This window comes from Mucilaginibacter sp. AK015 (assembly GCF_014200785.1).
Classification (GTDB): Bacteria; Bacteroidota; Bacteroidia; order Sphingobacteriales; family Sphingobacteriaceae; genus Mucilaginibacter.
This window is the reverse complement of sequence record NZ_JACHCV010000002.1, coordinates 555411-571661: the sequence shown is the minus strand read 5'-3', so window position 1 is coordinate 571661 and position 16251 is coordinate 555411. Positions and strand designations below refer to the sequence as shown.

The window sequence follows — 16251 nt, the reverse complement described above, 5'->3', positions numbered from 1 at the left end:
TATGCTTATTATACCGCCTTAAAAATTCCACGGGTGGCACTAGCATATAGTGATTTACAAAGAGTCATTTAGTCAATACACTCACCCAACGCCTTCAGGAATTTATCAGGTATTTCAATTTGTGGGATGTGGCCGCAGTCGTCGAATTCAATTAACTTGCAGTTTGGTATCTTTTTAGCAGTTTGGGGGCCTAACAATCTATATTGGCCGTGTTTGGTTTTTTCTTCATCGCTTAAAAGCGCTTTACCTACAATTGTTTTATCTTCTTTGCCAATAAAAAGCACCGTGGGCACCTTAATCAAACCAAATTCGTAACACACTGGCTGCTCATATATCATCTCGAAGGTTAAGGCAGCAACCATTGCATATCTCGGGAAATCGGCGCTCTTATTAACACCGGCGGCAATTTTAACCAGGTAGTCATATTCCGGTTTCCACTTTACAAAATACGATGTCTCATAATATTTCTTAACGCTTTGATAACTTGTTTGCAGTTCTTTTTTATAATCATCGGCGGCGCTGTTGTAAGGCACAAAGGTCCGGTAGTCTTCCAGCCCGATAGGGTCTTCCAGCAATAGCTTTTGCACATGTTCAGGATACATCAGGGTAAACCGCGTGGCAAGCATCCCACCCATCGAGTGCCCCAGCAAAACAATTTGTTTTATACCCAGCGTATCAAGCAGTTGTTTATTGAACCTTGCCAGCTGATGAAAACTGTAATGTATAAACGGCTTTGACGATTTGCCAAACCCAACCTGATCAGGTACGACAACGCGGTACCCTTTTGCGCTTAGCCACTTTATCACGTTTGTCCAATAATAACCGCCAAAATTTTTGCCATGAAACAGCATCACTGTTTTGCCATTGGGGTTAGCCGGCGTAACATCCATATAAGCCATCCGGATATCCTGGTTTTCGATATGGATTGGCATGAACTTTACGGGGTAAGGGTACTTTACATTTTCGAGTGTAATGGATAACGTATCCTGCGCCGAAACGATAGATAGGTTTATAATGACGAGTATTACGGTTAAAGCTTTTCTGCACATATTTAAGATACAGCTATAGCCGGCTATGGTTTTACTTTACCCAAAGCTTTATCCCGAAGCTGCGTCTGTTTTATAATAAATTAATACCACCCCGGTATTAAAAACACTGGTTTTATAAGGGCGGATATTTATTTTGGTTTTAAACAGGGGCCTGCCCTTACTTAATAATACCGGATGTACCCAAATGCGGTACTCGTCTACCAGGTTTAATCGGTTAAGCGCCCAAACCAATTTACCGCTGCCATACACTACTATACTTTTACCCGCTGCAGCTTTAAGCGCCTTAATTTCTTTTGACAAACTCCTTTGGGCGAGCCGGGAGTTTTGCCAGCTTACCGCATTAAGCGTTTTAGAGAACACAACTTTTTGACACCTGTTTATCAAATCGGCATAATCCATATCTACCCTTGCCCCAAAAGCATTTGCCTGCACGGCCGACCAATATGGGGCCATTGCACAGTAAGTTATCCTCCCGAATAGTAAGGTGTCTGCATCGCCTAATTGGCTGGCGGTAACCTTCGCCATCTCCTCATCCCAGTGTGATGCATGCCAGTCCAGTTCGCCGTGTGGGCCGGCCATAAAGCCATTAAGGCTTACATTCATTGACACAATTAACTTCCGCATAGATATTATGCCGGGTTATAACAAAGTACAGTAATGCCGCAGTTAAATTGGGTAGCTTTTACCAGTTTTAAGTTTAGTTTTTCGTCAAGCATACTGTAAATACTTTTTCCTTTACCAATGGCCGCCGGGTTAACAAAAATGTGGTACTCGTCTATCAGGTTAGCCGCTACCAATGCCGATGCAAGGCGGGCCCCACCATAAATAATAATGTCGCCCCCTGGTAGGGCTTTTAGCGTATTTATTTCTTTTACCAGTTCGCCCGCTGCAAGCGTGGTGTTTTCCCAGGGGTTTTCGGTAAGGGTTTTGGTGAATACCACTTTTGGGGCGTCAACCATTTTATGCGTGAACTCATCAGCAGTTGGATCAGCGGCGCGTTCCTTCCATACCGGGATAAAGCCTTCGGCCAGTACGCGGCCAAGTATAATGGTATCCACCGGCGCGGTTAAGTCCTGAACATACTTTTTAAGATTATCGTCCCAGTCCCAGGTCAACCAGTCCATTTCATTATTTGGGCCGGCTACATAGCCGTCAAGGCTCACCTGCATTTGTAATTTTAGCTTCCTCATTTGTGGTGTAATTAACAATACAAATGTACAGCACCCTAAAATTTGAGGTAAGGTGCAAAAAGGACTTATTTAGGGTTGTTTACGACTTTCTTCTTTCCTACATTTATACTTATAAACCGATAACCACCCCTTTACCATGAAACAGGTATCCATACTGATAACCAACGAGGCCGTGCTGGCAAGCATTGTAGACCCGCGTATTATTTTTACCGGAGCCAACGATTTTTTGGCCGCGATGGGTAAACCGCCGGCCTTTAATGTGCAATTGGTAGGCCTGGAAAAAGAAGTACGCCTGCATGGCGGGTTATTTTCGGTGCATACGGACGCGGTGTTGAGTGAGGTTAAGAAAACCGACCTGATCATTGTGCCGGCCTTTGGCGGTGATATGGCTGCGGGCATACAGCGCAATGCGGAATTTATCCCATGGATAACCGATCAGCATTACAAAGGGGCAGAGGTTGCCAGCCTTTGCGTTGGCGCGTTCCTGCTGGCCGCGACAGGGTTACTAAGTGGCAAGGAGTGTTCTACCCACTGGCGGTTTGCTAACGAGTTCCGCGAGATGTTCCCGGACGTTACATTGGTTGACGATCGTATTGTTACCGAGCAAAAAGGCCTGTACAGCAGCGGCGGCGCGACCTCATACTGGAACCTGCTTTTATACCTTGTAGAAAAGTATGCCGGGCGCGATATTTCGATTATGGCTGCCAAAATGTTTGCCCTGGAAATAGACCGCAAAAGCCAGTCGCCGTTTATTATGTTTAACGGGCAAAAAACTCATGAGGACGAGCCTATAAAAAAAGCGCAGGAATTTATAGAGGCCAACATCACCGAAAAGATATCCGTAGAAGACCTGGCTACGAAATATGCCATAGGCAAACGACACTTTGAGCGCCGGTTTAAAAAGGCTACCAATAACAGCCCCCTTGAATATATTCAGCGCGTAAAAATAGAGGCCGCCAAAAAGCACCTGGAAAGCAGCCGTAAAAATATTAACGAAGTAATGTACGATGTTGGCTACTCGGATACCAAAGCCTTCCGCACGGTTTTTAAGAAGATAACCGGGTTATCGCCTGTGGAATACAGGAATAAGTATAACGCCGCTTAGGCTTCTGAAAAAAAGCGATAACAACCAAAAGTGTTCACGTTCGGCGCACGTGAACACCGTGAACAGTCATGAATGCCTGATAATCAGCTATTTAATAATTTGATAGCTGACAAGATAGCGTCACCATTATTATCAGCCAAAATGTTATTACTGAAGGTGACGTGTAGTTACTTTTTGCTAAACTTTACCTGGAACAGCTTATTCCATTTTTTACCGGTTACAAAAATACGGCCGGTGGCTTTGTCGTAGGCAATACCGTTTAGCACATCGGCGTATTGGTTGCGGTTAAGGTAAAGGTCGGTCATGTCGGCTTTTTGCAGAACGGCGCCGGTTTTAGGGTCTATCACCACAATATCATCCGTGCCGTATACATTGGCGTAGATCTTCCCGTCAATATACTCCAGTTCGTTCAGCTTGTTTACCGGGCCTTTGTCGTCGTAAACATCAATATAGCCCATTTGCTGGTAAGTATCCTTGTTCAGGAACCAGATACGGTTAGAGCTGTCGTCCATATAGATCTTGCTGCCGTCAAAGGTCATACCCCAGCCCTCTATGCCAACATTATTGGTGAAAGTATCAAGCAGTTTAAGAGTGGCTTTGTCATATACGTAGCCAATCTTCTCGGTCCAGGTGAGCTGTATTATTTTGTTGCCCACTACCGTGATACCCTCGGCGAATATCTTGGGATCAACAGGTACCATTTTTATCACCTTGCCGGTGGTTAAGTTGGCAGTACGCAGGCTCGACTGGCCGGTTTCTTCGGTTAAACGGCCGCCATCGCTCTCGTACAGTATGCCGTCATGAAATTCAAGGCCCTCGGTGTACGATGAAGTATCATGCGGGAACACCTTCTCTACTTTAAAGCTTAATTCTTCGGGTGCTTTGGCCGGCAGCAGGTTTACGTTGGTGGTCACGTCCTGGGCTTTCCCTCCCTGGTAAACTTTAGCGGTGATGATCCGCGCGCCCAGCTTCAGGTCGCTCGTTTTTAAACTAACAGCCGAGGAATCTTTTGCTGAACCCACACGCGCCGAATCTACCAGGTATACTACCGAATCGACCTTAGTACCAGCCGGATAACCAACCTTAAGGGCAATGTTATCGCCCCATTTATAGTTACTGCCGGCATCAGGGCTTATGGTAAATTCTTCGGCTTTGTCATTATCTTTACAGCTGTATGCAAAAAGGGCTATGATCGCTAAAAGTGCTATGCGTTTGTTCATGTTAAATGGCAGAAGGCCAAAAGGCATCTTCAATATGTTTTAATGTGTGGTTATTATTACGGTCGAAAAGGATAGATATTATATCAAATCTCACTTCGCCCTGGTGGTTCATCAAGTAAATGTACTCATCGGCAGCCTCAACCAGCAAACGTTGCTTGCGGGCGTCCACGAAATCCTCAGGCTGGCCAAAGCCGTTGCCGGTGCGGGTTTTAACTTCCGTGAATATAATTATCCCGGCCTTATAGGCTATCAGGTCTATCTCAGCCTTGCCGAAAACCCAGTTCTCGTCCATTATCTCGTAGCCAGCGGCTTCCAGGTGCGCTTTGGCCATTGCTTCGCCTTTTTGGCCCAGGTCGTTGTGGTATGCCATTAATTGCTTATGCTATGAAATAAAAACATGATATAAACTAAAAAGCCTATGCCTGCAAAAAACACTAAAGTGCTACTATAAAGCAATCCCCAGCTGATGTTTTTTAATGGTATATACCCGTATTTACTTAAAACCCATAATATTACACCTGAAAATAAGAACAGCAATATGAAAAACAGTGGCATCATTGAATACGTCGAATTTTGTGCTATCCATATCACCAAAATTTCGATTGCCAAAAACAGCAGAAAAAACCTGTATTTCATTGTTATTTTATAATTACCGACCCTAAGTAATCGGATATGGTCTTCTCCACCTTTTTCATGTGCATGTACTGGTTAAGCAGTATCTCCTGGTCGGCTTCGGCGCTGGTTGTCTGCAGTTCTTTACGCAGGCTTTCCAAAATCTTGCCCACCTTTTGCTTTTTAAGGTGAAATATAGCGCCCAGGATGGTGGCCTTCATGTTTGCCTGCTCATCGGGCACCATTATTTTGTGCATTTCGTACCAGTTTTCGCTTAGGGTATATTTTGTTGCCAGCAGGGTAACCACCAGGTCTACAATGCCTTTATCAGGATGGTGTATAAAGTGCTGCTCTTCGGGCAGTACACCATTCTCCACTTCCTGGCGGTAAATTTCCATAAAGTGTTTGGTTACGGGCTGCTCAAATTCAACATCGCTTAGCTCGGCTATCATAAACGGGCCTATGTAGGTATTGGCAATGCCATCCCAGTCTATCATTTTATTACCATATAGCAGCAACAGCCGAATGATCTCTTTCTCCTGATTTGCGTCGCTGTAAGCTATTGCTTCTAATTCCTTTTGCGAAAGGCCTGTATTGATAGAAGTTTCATCCTCTATATTATTCTCTTCCTGAATTAATTTTTCAGAAGCTCTTTCTTCACTTTGACGCTTTTTACGAAGTTCATCCGAAATGTTCTTATTGATTATACCTATAAGCTGCCTTTCGGAAATATTAAATTTTTGAGATGCAATTTTAGTGTATTCTGACCTCTTTAAATCGTCTTTTATTAGCGAAATTGTTTTGGATATTTCCGTAAATGCGTTTGCCTTAGCAATGGGATCATTTTGGATATCTTTTAAAAGGATTTCTGACTTAAATTCAATAAAATCTTTGCTATTAGATTTAACATAATTTAAAAAACCTGAACTTCCAACCTTTCTTACATAAGAATCAGGGTCGTCTCCATCAGGAAACAAAACTATGCGCACATTTAAGCCTTCTTCAATTACAATATCTAACCCTCTGATTGCAGCTTTTATCCCCGCCGCGTCGCCATCGTATAATATGGTGATGTTTTTGGTGAGGCGGCCGATAAGCCGGATCTGCTCAACGGTTAACGAGGTACCCGATGATGCCACCACATTTTCTACACCCGCCTGGTGCACCGATATTACATCGGCATACCCTTCAACCAGGTAGCAGTTATCTTCCTCGCGGATGGCCCGCTTGGCAAAGTACAGGCCGTATAAAACGTTGGATTTATGGTAGATCTCCGACTCGGGCGAATTAACATACTTGGGTACATTCTTATCGCTTTTCAGCGTACGCCCCCCAAAGGCTATCACCCTGCCGGTAAAGCTATGGATGGGGAACATCACCCGCCCGCGGTAACGGTCGTACAGCGAGCCGTTGTCCCGCTTAACCGAAAGGCCGCTTTCTACAAGATATTGTTCCTGGTAGCCCTGCTTAATGGCTTCACCGGTAAAGGCTTCCCATTGGTCGGGCGAGTAGCCCAGCTCGAACTTTTTAATGGTATCGGCGTTAAAACCGCGTTCTTTAAAATAGCTCAGGCCAATGTTTTGGCCCTCCTCGGTTTCCAGTAAACTTTCATGAAAAAATTTCGCCGCATAACCCGATACGATCATCAGGCTTTCGCGGTGATTTTGCTCTTCCAGGTTTTCGGTGGTATCTACCGTTTCTTCAACCTGTATACCGTATTTTTTGGCCAGCCATTTTAACGCTTCGGGATACGTGAACTTTTCCAGTTCCATTAAAAAGGTAACTGCGCTGCCACCCTTGCCTGATGAAAAATCTTTAAAAATGCCCTTTGCCGGCGATACCGTGAACGATGGCGTACGCTCGTTAGCAAACGGCGAAAGGCCCACATAATTGGCCCCGCGCTTTTTTAAAGCCACAAATTCGCCAATCACCTCCACAATATCTGTGGCTTCCATTATACGGTCGATGGTGGGTTTGGTGATCATGGATTTTGCTTCGCGATTGAGCGGGTACAAAAGTAATCTTAACTCTCTAAATCGTTGTTTTAAATATAGAAAAAAATCAAATGGTAAGCCTCCCTGTGCCAACAAAAAGCCCCGGTTGCCTAACAACCGGGGCTTAAATATTATGCTCTCCCTTCGGGTGCCGGGGTTATTTAAGCGTTATGCTGGTTTTGCCCATAGTATAACCATCTGCATAAAGCAGTACGGTATAAGCACCTTTTTGAAACGGCGCGGGGTTTATCCAGTCAATAGTGTAAGCGCTGCCATCATCCCTGAAATCAATAGATGTTCGGTAGGTATATTGCAGGTCCTGGTTATCGGCGTTAAACATACCCGAGTCGTTTTGAGTGATCAGGTTGCCGGTTGGGTCAATTATCCGCACATAAACATCATGCAGGCCTTTTTCGGCCACCGCGTTGGTCGCTATTGTAAAATTGATCTTTATTTTTTGCGCTTGTTTGGCTTTTGTAACATCGCTTTCCTTGCCGCTGTTTTTTACTTTATAGGCCACCACATCCGCAGTTGCCACCTTAATGGCCGATGCAACTTTAACCTTGGTGTCAAGCTCCTGGTTCTTTTGCTCAAGGTCGGTAGCTTTTTGGCTAACGGCTGCCAGGTTGTTTTTTAATGTATCGCGCTCGGTAGCCAGGGTGGTGTTCTGTTTTTTAAGCTCTTCAATATCGGCGGTGTATTTGGTTACAAAATACCTTAGCTGCTTGATATCTTCCTGCGCTTTGCTAAGTTCGGCGGCGGTTAGCTTGCCCTTGGCCAGTTCGCTTCTTAGCACGCGAATCTTCACCCTTAACGAATCGTTTTTGGCCTGCATTTCGGCCGACATTTTTGCCCTGCCCGCGTTAACCTGCTCTATTTGCGCTTCCAGGCTATCCAGTTCGGTTTGCAGCCTTGTTTTTTCGTCGTTTTGATAAACAATTTTTGTATCCGAGTTCTTTTTCTGCGTATACAGGTAAACATCGGTACCCAATAAAGCAACCACAACGGCTATCAAAAAATAAATTACGTTAGAATTTTTTTTGGGGGCTTGTTCCGGTTGGTTTTCTACTGGCTGGTATTCCATAGCAATTAATTAAAGTTTTTGATAAACCGGCAGGCTGTTACCCGCTAAGCATTATCATTCTTTTTTATATAATCTACATAAAAATAAGCAAAAAACTAACAATACGAAAGTTTGAAGCCCTTTTAGTACTTAAGCAACGCGGGCTAAATTAAGTACAATATGATTAAAACACAAAATAGACGTAATTATTATACTAATACTAAAACTGGTTTGTTATGAGTTTATATCTTTGGACCTTAAAATAAATACCCGTTTAATGTATCTTTATAAACGTTTACTTTGTACCCTTCTTTTTATAACTATATATTCCCTCTCAATAGCACAAACGGTAACTCCTGAGGAGGTTACTCAGGCCGAACCCAAACGCGAATTTAGAGGCGTATGGATAGCCACTGTAGTAAACCTTGACTGGCCGACAAATGCCAGGGCCACGGCCGAAGCGCAGGAAAAGGACCTGCTTAACCAGTTAAATTTTCACCAGCAGGCAGGTATAAATGCTATCATGTTTCAGGTAAGGCCTGCCGCCGATGCCTTTTACGCAAAAAGCCGCGAGCCATGGTCAAAATACCTCACAGGCAAGCAAGGGCAGGAACCGGGGTACGACCCGCTGGAGTTTGCCACCACCGAAGCCCATAAACGGGGCATGGAGCTGCACGCCTGGTTTAATCCTTACCGCGCAACTTTTGATAACAAGTTTTGGGCGCTTGCGCAAAACCACATCACACGCGCCAAACCCGAATGGTTCTTTATTTACGACGGGATAAAATTATTTAACCCCGGCATACCCGAGGTGCGCGAATATATTGTGCAGGTAATATTGGATGTGGTAAAGAACTATGATGTGGACGGCATACATATGGACGATTATTTTTACCCTTATCCTGTAAGAGGGCAGGTTATAGGCGACGCCGAAACCTTTGCCCAATATGGCGAAGGCTTTGATAATATAAAAGACTGGCGGCGCGATAATGTTGATAAACTGGTGCATATGCTTGCAGATAGTATACATAAGTACAAACCGCGCATGAAATTTGGCATAAGCCCTTTTGGGATCTGGGCGAACAAGAGCCAGCATCCCGATGGTTCGGCCACCAACGGTGGCTCGTCATACATTGAAAACTTTGCCGATACCCGTAAATGGGTACAGCAGGGCTGGATAGATTACATTAACCCGCAGATATACTGGCATATTGCTAACCGGGTGGCATCATTTGATACGCTATTGAACTGGTGGAGCAATAATACTTATAACAGGCACCTGTACATTGGCCAGGGGCCGTACCGCTTTTATGAGCAGCGAAGCCCGGCTTTTAAAAACCCATCGGAGATACCCAACCAGATACGTTTGATACGGGAGAACCCGCGTGTGCAGGGCAGCGTTTTTTTCAGGTCGCAAACGTTAATGGCCAATGCCAACCATTTGGTTGATAGCCTGAAGGAGGATTTTTACAAATACCCGGCGTTGCCGCCGCCTATGCTTTGGCTGGATTCGATAGCGCCCAATGCCCCGCAAAACTTTATAGCGAAGGCAGAAAATAAAGGCATTATGCTGAAATGGCAGGCACCGGTATTGGCCAAGGACAGCGAGGCGGTTTATGGCTATGTGATATACCGTTTTCAGCAAAACGAAAAGTTTGATATGGCCGACCCCAAGAACATACTGCACATACAATACGATACCGAAACCTTATACATGGACAGTAATGTTAAGCCAGGCCAAACGTACTATTATGTGATAACGGCGATAGACCGGTTAAAGAACGAGAGCGACCGGTCGCCAACGATGATGGTGACAGCGCCTTAGCGGAATGAATATCGAATGTAGAATCTCGATTATTGAATATCGATGTTTTTACCCGATCGGCCGGTTACAGGGTGATAAGCCGGCGGGCGGTTAGCTCGTCCAGATAGATATCCAGCTCGCTGTCGCCCATGCCATATATCTTTTCGGTTTGCCAAAAGGCCTTGTAAATATCGGGTTTGCTGTGCTTGCCATTATCATAAATGTTCAGCAGCTTTTGATGAATATAACTTAACCCTGCGGCATTGGTTTGCAAGCGTTTTAAGTGCGCCTGCATAGCTGGTTTAAGGCATGGCAAATTGCCCCAAAACCGGGTTGCATCAATCCAGGCGTTCAGTTTATCCGCATTGCCGGCAACATACAGTTGCCAGGCTTCGGTAGCCAGTTCAATATCATATTCGCCTAATTGCACGCGGATGTTATCGTACAGGTATTCAAGCTGTTCGCCGTTTAATTCGCCCATGCCCCTAAAATCGGGCAGATCGGGATAATCTGCCGGGCATATCAGGTATATGGCCGGCGCTGATAGGTTGGTTTGCTGCGATAACAGCATTAAGGCGCCAAGCAGGTTCACCTGGCAATGCAGGTCGAACTCAAACCAAAGGTTAACTTCATCATAGGGCTGGCTTAGTTTTTCCAGGTGCGCCACCATCTCATCATGATAGCGTTGGGGCGTTTCGTCAAACGTCCGGCAAATAAACGCCGAACGATCCCTCCAGAAATCCGCTGACGCGATGTTTTCTGAGAGCGGGCCTTCAGATAAAACTTCGCGCCAAACCATTACATCGCCTTCAATGCCGGTCCGTTCAAACCCATGCAGGGTAGCGTTGCCGTTAAGTATGTTAAGCACACTCATATAACTTGGTTTTACAGCGCGTAAATGGATACGGGATGTTTTATTACCTCCAGGCTTTATACTGATTTATCAACCCGTTGGTTGATGAATCATGACTGGTTACTTCGGCGTCATCTTTTAATTCAGGTAATATTTTACCGGCAAGCTGCTTGCCCAGTTCAACGCCCCATTGGTCGAAGCTGTAAATATTCCAGATAATGCCCTGTACAAATATTTTATGCTCGTACATGGCAATCAGGCTGCCTAAGGTGCGCGGCGTTATTTTTTTAACCAGTATGGAGTTTGTAGGCCGGTTGCCTTCAAATACTTTAAACGGTGCAATCTTTTCGATCTCCTCATCGGTTTTACCGGCTTTTTTTAATTCGGCAATTACCTCGTCCTCGGTTTTGCCGTTCATTAAAGCCTCGGTTTGGGCAAAGAAGTTTGACAGCAGCATATTATGGTGCTCGCCCAATGGGTTATGCGATTGTGCCGGTGCGATAAAATCGCAGGGGATCAACTTTGTACCCTGGTGTATCAGCTGGTAAAAAGCATGCTGACCGTTGGTGCCGGGCTCGCCCCAAATAACCGGGCCGGTTTGATAGTCGACATGTTTGCCGTTACGGTCTACATGCTTGCCGTTGCTTTCCATATCGCCCTGCTGAAAATAAGCCGCAAAGCGGTGCATGTACTGGTCGTATGGCAGTATAGCCTGTGTTTCGGCCTCAAAAAAGTTGTTATGCCATATCCCTATTAAAGCCAAAATAACCGGCAGGTTTTGCTCAAGCGGCGCATCTTTAAAATGGTTATCCATAGCATGCGCGCCATCAAGCAACTCAACAAAATTTTCAAAACCAATGCTAAGCGAAATAGAAAGGCCAATAGCGCTCCATAAAGAGTAGCGCCCCCCAACCCAGTCCCAAAACTCGAACATATTTTTAGTATCGATGCCAAATTTTTCAACGCCTTCGGTATTGGTAGAAAGCGCCACGAAATGTTTGGCCACATCCTCATCCTTGCCGCCATTTTTGATGAACCAGTCGCGGGCGCTGTGGGCGTTACCCATGGTTTCCTGCGTAGTAAAGGTTTTTGATGCCACCAGGAACAGTGTGGTTTCCGGGTCGACTGTTTTTAGCGTCTCTACTATATGGGTAGCATCCACGTTGGACACAAAATGCAGGTTCAAGTGGTTCTTGTAGGCCTTTAAGGCTTCGGTAACCATTACCGGGCCAAGGTCGGAGCCGCCAATGCCAATGTTCACTACATCGGTGATGGCCTTACCTGTGTAGCCTTTCCACTCGCCGCTGATTATCGCTTCGCTAAAATACTTCATTTGGTTTAGTACCCGGTTTACATCGGGCATTACATCCTTACCCTCAACATATATGGGGGTATTGCTGCGGTTACGCAGGGCTATGTGCAGTACCGGGCGGCCCTCGGTAACGTTGATCTTTTCGCCCGAGTACATGGCCTCAACTGCCTTATTTACACCACACTCGCGGGCCAGCTGTATCAATAAAGCAACGGTCTCATCGTCGATACGGTTCTTGGAGTAATCCAGTAAAAGGTCATCAAACTGCAGGGAGAATTTTTCAAATCGCTGATTGTCAGCCTCAAATAATTCCTTCAAGCTTTTTGAAACGATATCTATATAATGGTCAGTTAGATATTTATAGGCCTGGGTGGTGGTGAAATCGATATTTGGCAGCATAGTTGTAACATTTTTTGTAAAAATAGCAAGTTAAAACTGAGCCCTGAATTAAAAGTAAAAAAAGGACAGTTAAGTGTTATTTTAACACACCGCACATAGTGTTTGTTTTACACCTTGAAATTGTCATATCAATAACAGATATTAAATAATTTTTTGAAAATGAAAATAAACAATTCATATATTTGTGGTGTTTATAAATAAATATAGGATTTTTCATCATTTTATTAATTGGCTTTTTTAACCGCATCATACCATGTTCGAAAAACTTTTTTTGCTTGTAAAAAATAACGCCGGTACGGCTGTTATTAACAACCCGGTAGTTCCTGAACAATACCGCGACGCCGTAATAAACGAAGCTTCGAGCTCGATCATCGAGGTGTTAAAAAACCAGATGGAAAGCGGCAGGTTAAAGGACCTTGTGAAATATTTTCAGTTTTCGGGGTTGTATGATAATCCGCTTATCAATAGCGCGGTAAACAAATTTGCCAATAAGCTGAACAACTACTACAATATTGATACGCCCCAGGCGCTGCAAATAGCCGATGAACTGATACCGCCGGTAATGCAGGAGCTGATCAAACAATCAAAAAGCGAACAGAATAAAGAATTTGCGCTTGGCGCCATGCTTTCGAAATTAAGCGGCGGCGTAGGCGATATGGGCCTATTGCTTAACCAGATGCGGATAGCATAGGTAACAGCGTTAAACGAAGTTGTAAAGGTTGTAAGGGTTAGCTTACAGCCTTTTTGTTTTTGGGTATAACCTATATACGCTTATAGTTTTAACCACGCTTAACAACTACCACATTTACCACCCATTTTATATCTTTGCGACATGACAAAAGAGAACATGCAGGATTTAAGGGATAGAACAACTTCCCTGAGGAGGCATCTTTGACATCGATACCAAACTCGATGCCATGCAAAAGGAACAGGATATAACCTTAGGCCCAAACTTTTGGGATAATCCTAAAGATGCCGAGAAGGTTCTGGCATCCATCAAAACAAAAAAAATATGGACCGACGCTTTCCAGAAGGTAGTATCGGTAGTTGATGATACAAACGTATTGTTCGAATTTTTTCAGAGCGGTGATGCTACCGAAGCCGAAATGAACGAACAGTACAACCTGGCCTTAACCGCGGTTGAAGAGCTTGAATTTAAAAACATGCTGAGCGCCGAGGAAGACCAGTTTAACGCGGTTTTGCAAATAACTGCCGGCGCCGGCGGCACCGAAAGCTGCGACTGGGCCGGTATGCTGATGCGCATGTACATTATGTGGGGCGAGAAGAACGGCTATAAAGTTACCGAGCAGGATTACCAGCCCGGCGATGTGGCCGGTGTAAAAACCGTAACCCTGCAACTGGAGGGAGACTTTGCTTATGGCTATCTAAAAGGAGAGAACGGCGTTCACCGGTTGGTGCGCGTATCGCCGTTTGATGCCAATGCCAAGCGCCACACATCATTTGCATCGGTATATGTTTACCCGCTGGTTGATGATACCATCGAGATTGAGGTAAACCCTGCCGATGTTGAGTTCGAAACCTTCCGTTCGGGTGGTGCAGGCGGCCAAAACGTAAATAAGGTTGAAACCGCCGTACGTTTATACCACAAGCCATCGGGCATCATTATCAAAAACCAGGAGTCGCGCTCGCAGCTGCAGAATAAGGAGAACGCCATGCGCCTGCTTAAATCGCAGTTGTATGAAATTGAAATGCGCAAACGCCAGGAAACCACCAATGCTATTGAAGGCAATAAGAAGAAAATAGAGTGGGGGTCGCAGATACGTAACTATGTTTTACACCCATACAAACTGGTGAAGGACCTGCGTACCGACCATGAAACGTCGAACGCCGCAGCAGTACTTGATGGGGATCTGAATGAGTTTTTAAAAGCCTACCTGATGGAATTTGGCGGGCCGAAGAGTTAAGGGTTGAAATTTGTGAAGTGTAGGTGTCAGCCCGGGTATGCAGAAGGACGAGCAACGGGCATCCGTAAGGAATAACTTTACTATTATCGTTTTAGTTAAGCGATTGCTGCTGATTTACTATCCTGGATTGTAAAATCGCGTAGTTTTACGTATTGTTTGTTAGATAATTAAACTATACCTTTACGAAACAACCTTAACTATCACATGAAAAGACTTTATTCTAAACGTAATTCCCACATTAAATTTTTCTTTATTGCCCTTGTTGCGTTATGCGGCGTCATATACGGTTGCCGTAAAGAGATAACAAACAGTAAAGGATCCACATTAAATACTGAACCGGCAATTGCCGATGCCAAAAGCTGGTACGAAAGCACTTTCCCTGTTACCGGCAGCAGCAATCAAACCGTTCATACAAACAGCACGGGTACGGGGTTCGACCTGAGCCAACGGGTAAAACCCGACTGGAAGCATACAGCAACATATGCCCGCTTGGGCAAAGATGTGATAGAAATGCCTATTGACCCGGACAGTAAGTTTAATAGTATACTAAAAGGAAGATCAACAACCAGGCTTACAGTAAAAGCTACACCCGCAGTTCGTACCTGCTGTTAAAAGATGGCAAAGGCTATAAAGCCTATATCATGACCATTGTTGGAGATTCATCGTACATCAAAGGTAACCCCGACAAATTAGCAAACAATACCTACCGGCAGCACGATGCCGATTTTAGTGGATTAGTACTGTACTTTACTCCAAAAGGTAAGTATGTTAACGGATATGCCTACAAGAACGGGCAGTTAGTTACACCAGGCTCGCAGACACAAGCACAAGGTAAAACAAGGGTGCAACTGGTAATGCAATGCACCGACTGGTACTATGATGTTTATGTAAACGGGGTGTTAGTGGGTTCGGTGTATTTATACACCACCTGCACAGCCCAAAACCCGAATGACCCGGGATCAAGCGGTACCCCTGCACCCCCCAATCCTTGTGATACGCCGCAGCCGCCATCCACAGATCCAAATCCGCCATCAACACCAAATCAGCCTCCGGTGCCGCCTGTGCCTTTGGCAATACCGGGACATATAGCCATTAACAATGTACCGGGTGGTGGTTTCCCGCCGCCAACTGACGAGGATGACCCGTGCCCACCCCATGATTACGATATTATTAATAAAGTAAAAGACCCGTGTCTGAAGGCCATGGTTGATGCGGTTATTAATAAAGATATTACTACTGTAATAAACGCAATGATACAAAATGTTTTTGGGGGTAGCTCTAAAGTAAACATTAAGTATATTGATGCACCATTGAACCCCGGGCAGGAAGGTTATACTCCTCCGCCCAGCAGTCTTGATCCTGACGGAAATTTAACAATCACTGTACAATTGAATAAAAATGAATTGCCGAATTATTCACAGGAATTTATTAGCACCGTAATCATCCATGAAAGTATTCATGCATATTTAACAACCATTGGTACGTTTGGTAAGTTGCAACATGAAACTATTGCGACAGTTTTTGCCAATCAGATGGCTTTAGATTTACGACAGATGTATCCCAATTTATCTGAAAGCGATGCCAAATATTTAGCTTGGGGCGGTCTCACTATGACTGATGACTTTCAAAATAATATGGCTTCAGATGCTGGTATTCTTGGTAGCTTTGAAGCAACGCAGGATGCTTTTTCAATAGGTACCGCTGGAACTAAATGCAACAAATGAT

16 protein-coding genes are annotated in these 16251 nt (G+C 44.7%); 6 read left to right on the top strand and 10 right to left on the bottom strand.

Going from position 1 to position 16251, the window contains the following annotated elements:
* Positions 1 to 68: 68 nt before the first annotated feature.
* The 3 genes from HDC91_RS11890 to HDC91_RS11880 are packed head-to-tail and all read right to left on the bottom strand — an operon-like array spanning position 69 to position 2239.
* Positions 69 to 1049, bottom strand: coding sequence for an alpha/beta fold hydrolase (locus tag HDC91_RS11890; protein WP_183552389.1), 981 nt, complete (start codon positions 1047 to 1049; stop codon positions 69 to 71).
* Between the two features lie 48 nt (positions 1050 to 1097).
* Positions 1098 to 1673 (bottom strand): dihydrofolate reductase family protein, encoded by a 576-nt coding sequence (locus tag HDC91_RS11885; protein ID WP_183552387.1) that lies wholly within the window; start codon positions 1671 to 1673, stop codon positions 1098 to 1100.
* 5 nt (positions 1674 to 1678) lie between these two features.
* On the bottom strand, positions 1679 to 2239 hold the full coding sequence (locus tag HDC91_RS11880; RefSeq protein WP_183552384.1) for a dihydrofolate reductase family protein: 561 nt from the start codon (positions 2237 to 2239) through the stop codon (positions 1679 to 1681).
* Positions 2240 to 2375: 136 nt separating this feature from the next.
* On the opposite strand from HDC91_RS11880, the gene HDC91_RS11875 reads away from it, so the two are divergent.
* Positions 2376 to 3344: a GlxA family transcriptional regulator gene (locus tag HDC91_RS11875; protein ID WP_183552382.1), complete on the top strand. Its 969-nt coding sequence runs from the start codon at positions 2376 to 2378 to the stop codon at positions 3342 to 3344.
* A gap of 167 nt (positions 3345 to 3511) precedes the next feature.
* On the opposite strand, the gene HDC91_RS11870 is transcribed toward HDC91_RS11875, so the two are convergent.
* The 5 genes from HDC91_RS11870 to HDC91_RS11850 form a co-directional block, all read right to left on the bottom strand.
* Positions 3512 to 4564, bottom strand: a complete 1053-nt coding sequence (locus HDC91_RS11870) for a glutaminyl-peptide cyclotransferase (RefSeq protein ID WP_183552380.1) — start codon at positions 4562 to 4564, stop codon at positions 3512 to 3514.
* 1 nt (position 4565) lies between these two features.
* On the bottom strand, positions 4566 to 4934 hold the full coding sequence (locus HDC91_RS11865; RefSeq protein WP_183552378.1) for a YraN family protein: 369 nt from the start codon (positions 4932 to 4934) through the stop codon (positions 4566 to 4568).
* Complete coding sequence (locus tag HDC91_RS11860; protein WP_183552376.1) at positions 4934 to 5200, bottom strand: hypothetical protein; 267 nt, start codon at positions 5198 to 5200, stop codon at positions 4934 to 4936. The genes HDC91_RS11865 and HDC91_RS11860 overlap by 1 nt, the downstream gene beginning before the upstream one ends.
* Positions 5201 to 5202: 2 nt before the next feature.
* Complete coding sequence (gene dnaG, locus HDC91_RS11855; RefSeq protein ID WP_183552374.1) at positions 5203 to 7161, bottom strand: DNA primase; 1959 nt, start codon at positions 7159 to 7161, stop codon at positions 5203 to 5205.
* Positions 7162 to 7327: 166 nt separating this feature from the next.
* On the bottom strand, positions 7328 to 8254 hold the full coding sequence (locus HDC91_RS11850) for a hypothetical protein (RefSeq protein ID WP_183552372.1): 927 nt from the start codon (positions 8252 to 8254) through the stop codon (positions 7328 to 7330).
* A 256-nt stretch (positions 8255 to 8510) separates the two neighbouring features.
* Here HDC91_RS11850 and HDC91_RS11845 point away from each other — a divergent pair, with 256 nt between their 5' ends.
* Entirely contained in the window at positions 8511 to 10058 is a 1548-nt protein-coding gene (locus HDC91_RS11845) for a glycoside hydrolase family 10 protein (protein WP_183552370.1), read from the top strand.
* Positions 10059 to 10122: 64 nt separating this feature from the next.
* Here the strand turns inward: HDC91_RS11845 and HDC91_RS11840 are convergent, their stop codons facing one another.
* Entirely contained in the window at positions 10123 to 10911 is a 789-nt protein-coding gene (locus HDC91_RS11840) for a hypothetical protein (RefSeq protein ID WP_183552360.1), read from the bottom strand.
* A gap of 43 nt (positions 10912 to 10954) precedes the next feature.
* Entirely contained in the window at positions 10955 to 12601 is a 1647-nt protein-coding gene (gene pgi, locus HDC91_RS11835) for a glucose-6-phosphate isomerase (RefSeq protein ID WP_183552357.1), read from the bottom strand.
* Between the two features lie 253 nt (positions 12602 to 12854).
* On the opposite strand from pgi, the gene HDC91_RS11830 reads away from it, so the two are divergent.
* The 4 genes from HDC91_RS11830 (at position 12855) to HDC91_RS11815 (ending at position 16250) form a co-directional block, all read left to right on the top strand.
* The gene (locus tag HDC91_RS11830; protein WP_183552354.1) at positions 12855 to 13292 is read left to right on the top strand and encodes a hypothetical protein; all 438 of its coding nucleotides are present in this window, start codon (positions 12855 to 12857) and stop codon (positions 13290 to 13292) included.
* Positions 13293 to 13433: 141 nt separating this feature from the next.
* A protein-coding gene (prfB, locus tag HDC91_RS11825; RefSeq protein ID WP_162429666.1) for a peptide chain release factor 2 occupies positions 13434 to 14526 on the top strand; the annotation gives its coding sequence in 2 pieces (ribosomal slippage) (positions 13434 to 13493 and positions 13495 to 14526; 1092 coding nt in all).
* A gap of 204 nt (positions 14527 to 14730) precedes the next feature.
* Positions 14731 to 15138, top strand: a complete 408-nt coding sequence (locus HDC91_RS11820; protein ID WP_183552347.1) for a hypothetical protein — start codon at positions 14731 to 14733, stop codon at positions 15136 to 15138.
* Positions 15139 to 15167: 29 nt separating this feature from the next.
* A complete protein-coding gene (locus HDC91_RS11815) occupies positions 15168 to 16250 on the top strand; it encodes a hypothetical protein (RefSeq protein WP_183552344.1) in 1083 nt (360 codons plus the stop codon).
* Position 16251 lies beyond the last annotated feature (1 nt).

Excerpts from the sequence above, each read along its gene's own strand:
- HDC91_RS11890 (WP_183552389.1), bottom strand. The coding sequence starts at position 1,049 with ATGTGCAGAAAAGCTTTAACCGTAATACTCGTCATTATAAACCTATCT.
- HDC91_RS11885 (WP_183552387.1), bottom strand. The coding sequence starts at position 1,673 with ATGCGGAAGTTAATTGTGTCAATGAATGTAAGCCTTAATGGCTTTATG.
- HDC91_RS11880 (WP_183552384.1), bottom strand. The coding sequence starts at position 2,239 with ATGAGGAAGCTAAAATTACAAATGCAGGTGAGCCTTGACGGCTATGTA.
- HDC91_RS11875 (WP_183552382.1), top strand. The coding sequence starts at position 2,376 with ATGAAACAGGTATCCATACTGATAACCAACGAGGCCGTGCTGGCAAGC.
- HDC91_RS11870 (WP_183552380.1), bottom strand. The coding sequence starts at position 4,564 with ATGAACAAACGCATAGCACTTTTAGCGATCATAGCCCTTTTTGCATAC.
- HDC91_RS11865 (WP_183552378.1), bottom strand. The coding sequence starts at position 4,934 with ATGGCATACCACAACGACCTGGGCCAAAAAGGCGAAGCAATGGCCAAA.
- HDC91_RS11860 (WP_183552376.1), bottom strand. The coding sequence starts at position 5,200 with ATGAAATACAGGTTTTTTCTGCTGTTTTTGGCAATCGAAATTTTGGTG.
- dnaG (WP_183552374.1), bottom strand. The coding sequence starts at position 7,161 with ATGATCACCAAACCCACCATCGACCGTATAATGGAAGCCACAGATATT.
- HDC91_RS11850 (WP_183552372.1), bottom strand. The coding sequence starts at position 8,254 with ATGGAATACCAGCCAGTAGAAAACCAACCGGAACAAGCCCCCAAAAAA.
- HDC91_RS11845 (WP_183552370.1), top strand. The coding sequence starts at position 8,511 with ATGTATCTTTATAAACGTTTACTTTGTACCCTTCTTTTTATAACTATA.
- HDC91_RS11840 (WP_183552360.1), bottom strand. The coding sequence starts at position 10,911 with ATGAGTGTGCTTAACATACTTAACGGCAACGCTACCCTGCATGGGTTT.
- pgi (WP_183552357.1), bottom strand. The coding sequence starts at position 12,601 with ATGCTGCCAAATATCGATTTCACCACCACCCAGGCCTATAAATATCTA.
- HDC91_RS11830 (WP_183552354.1), top strand. The coding sequence starts at position 12,855 with ATGTTCGAAAAACTTTTTTTGCTTGTAAAAAATAACGCCGGTACGGCT.
- HDC91_RS11820 (WP_183552347.1), top strand. The coding sequence starts at position 14,731 with ATGAAAAGACTTTATTCTAAACGTAATTCCCACATTAAATTTTTCTTT.
- HDC91_RS11815 (WP_183552344.1), top strand. The coding sequence starts at position 15,168 with ATGACCATTGTTGGAGATTCATCGTACATCAAAGGTAACCCCGACAAA.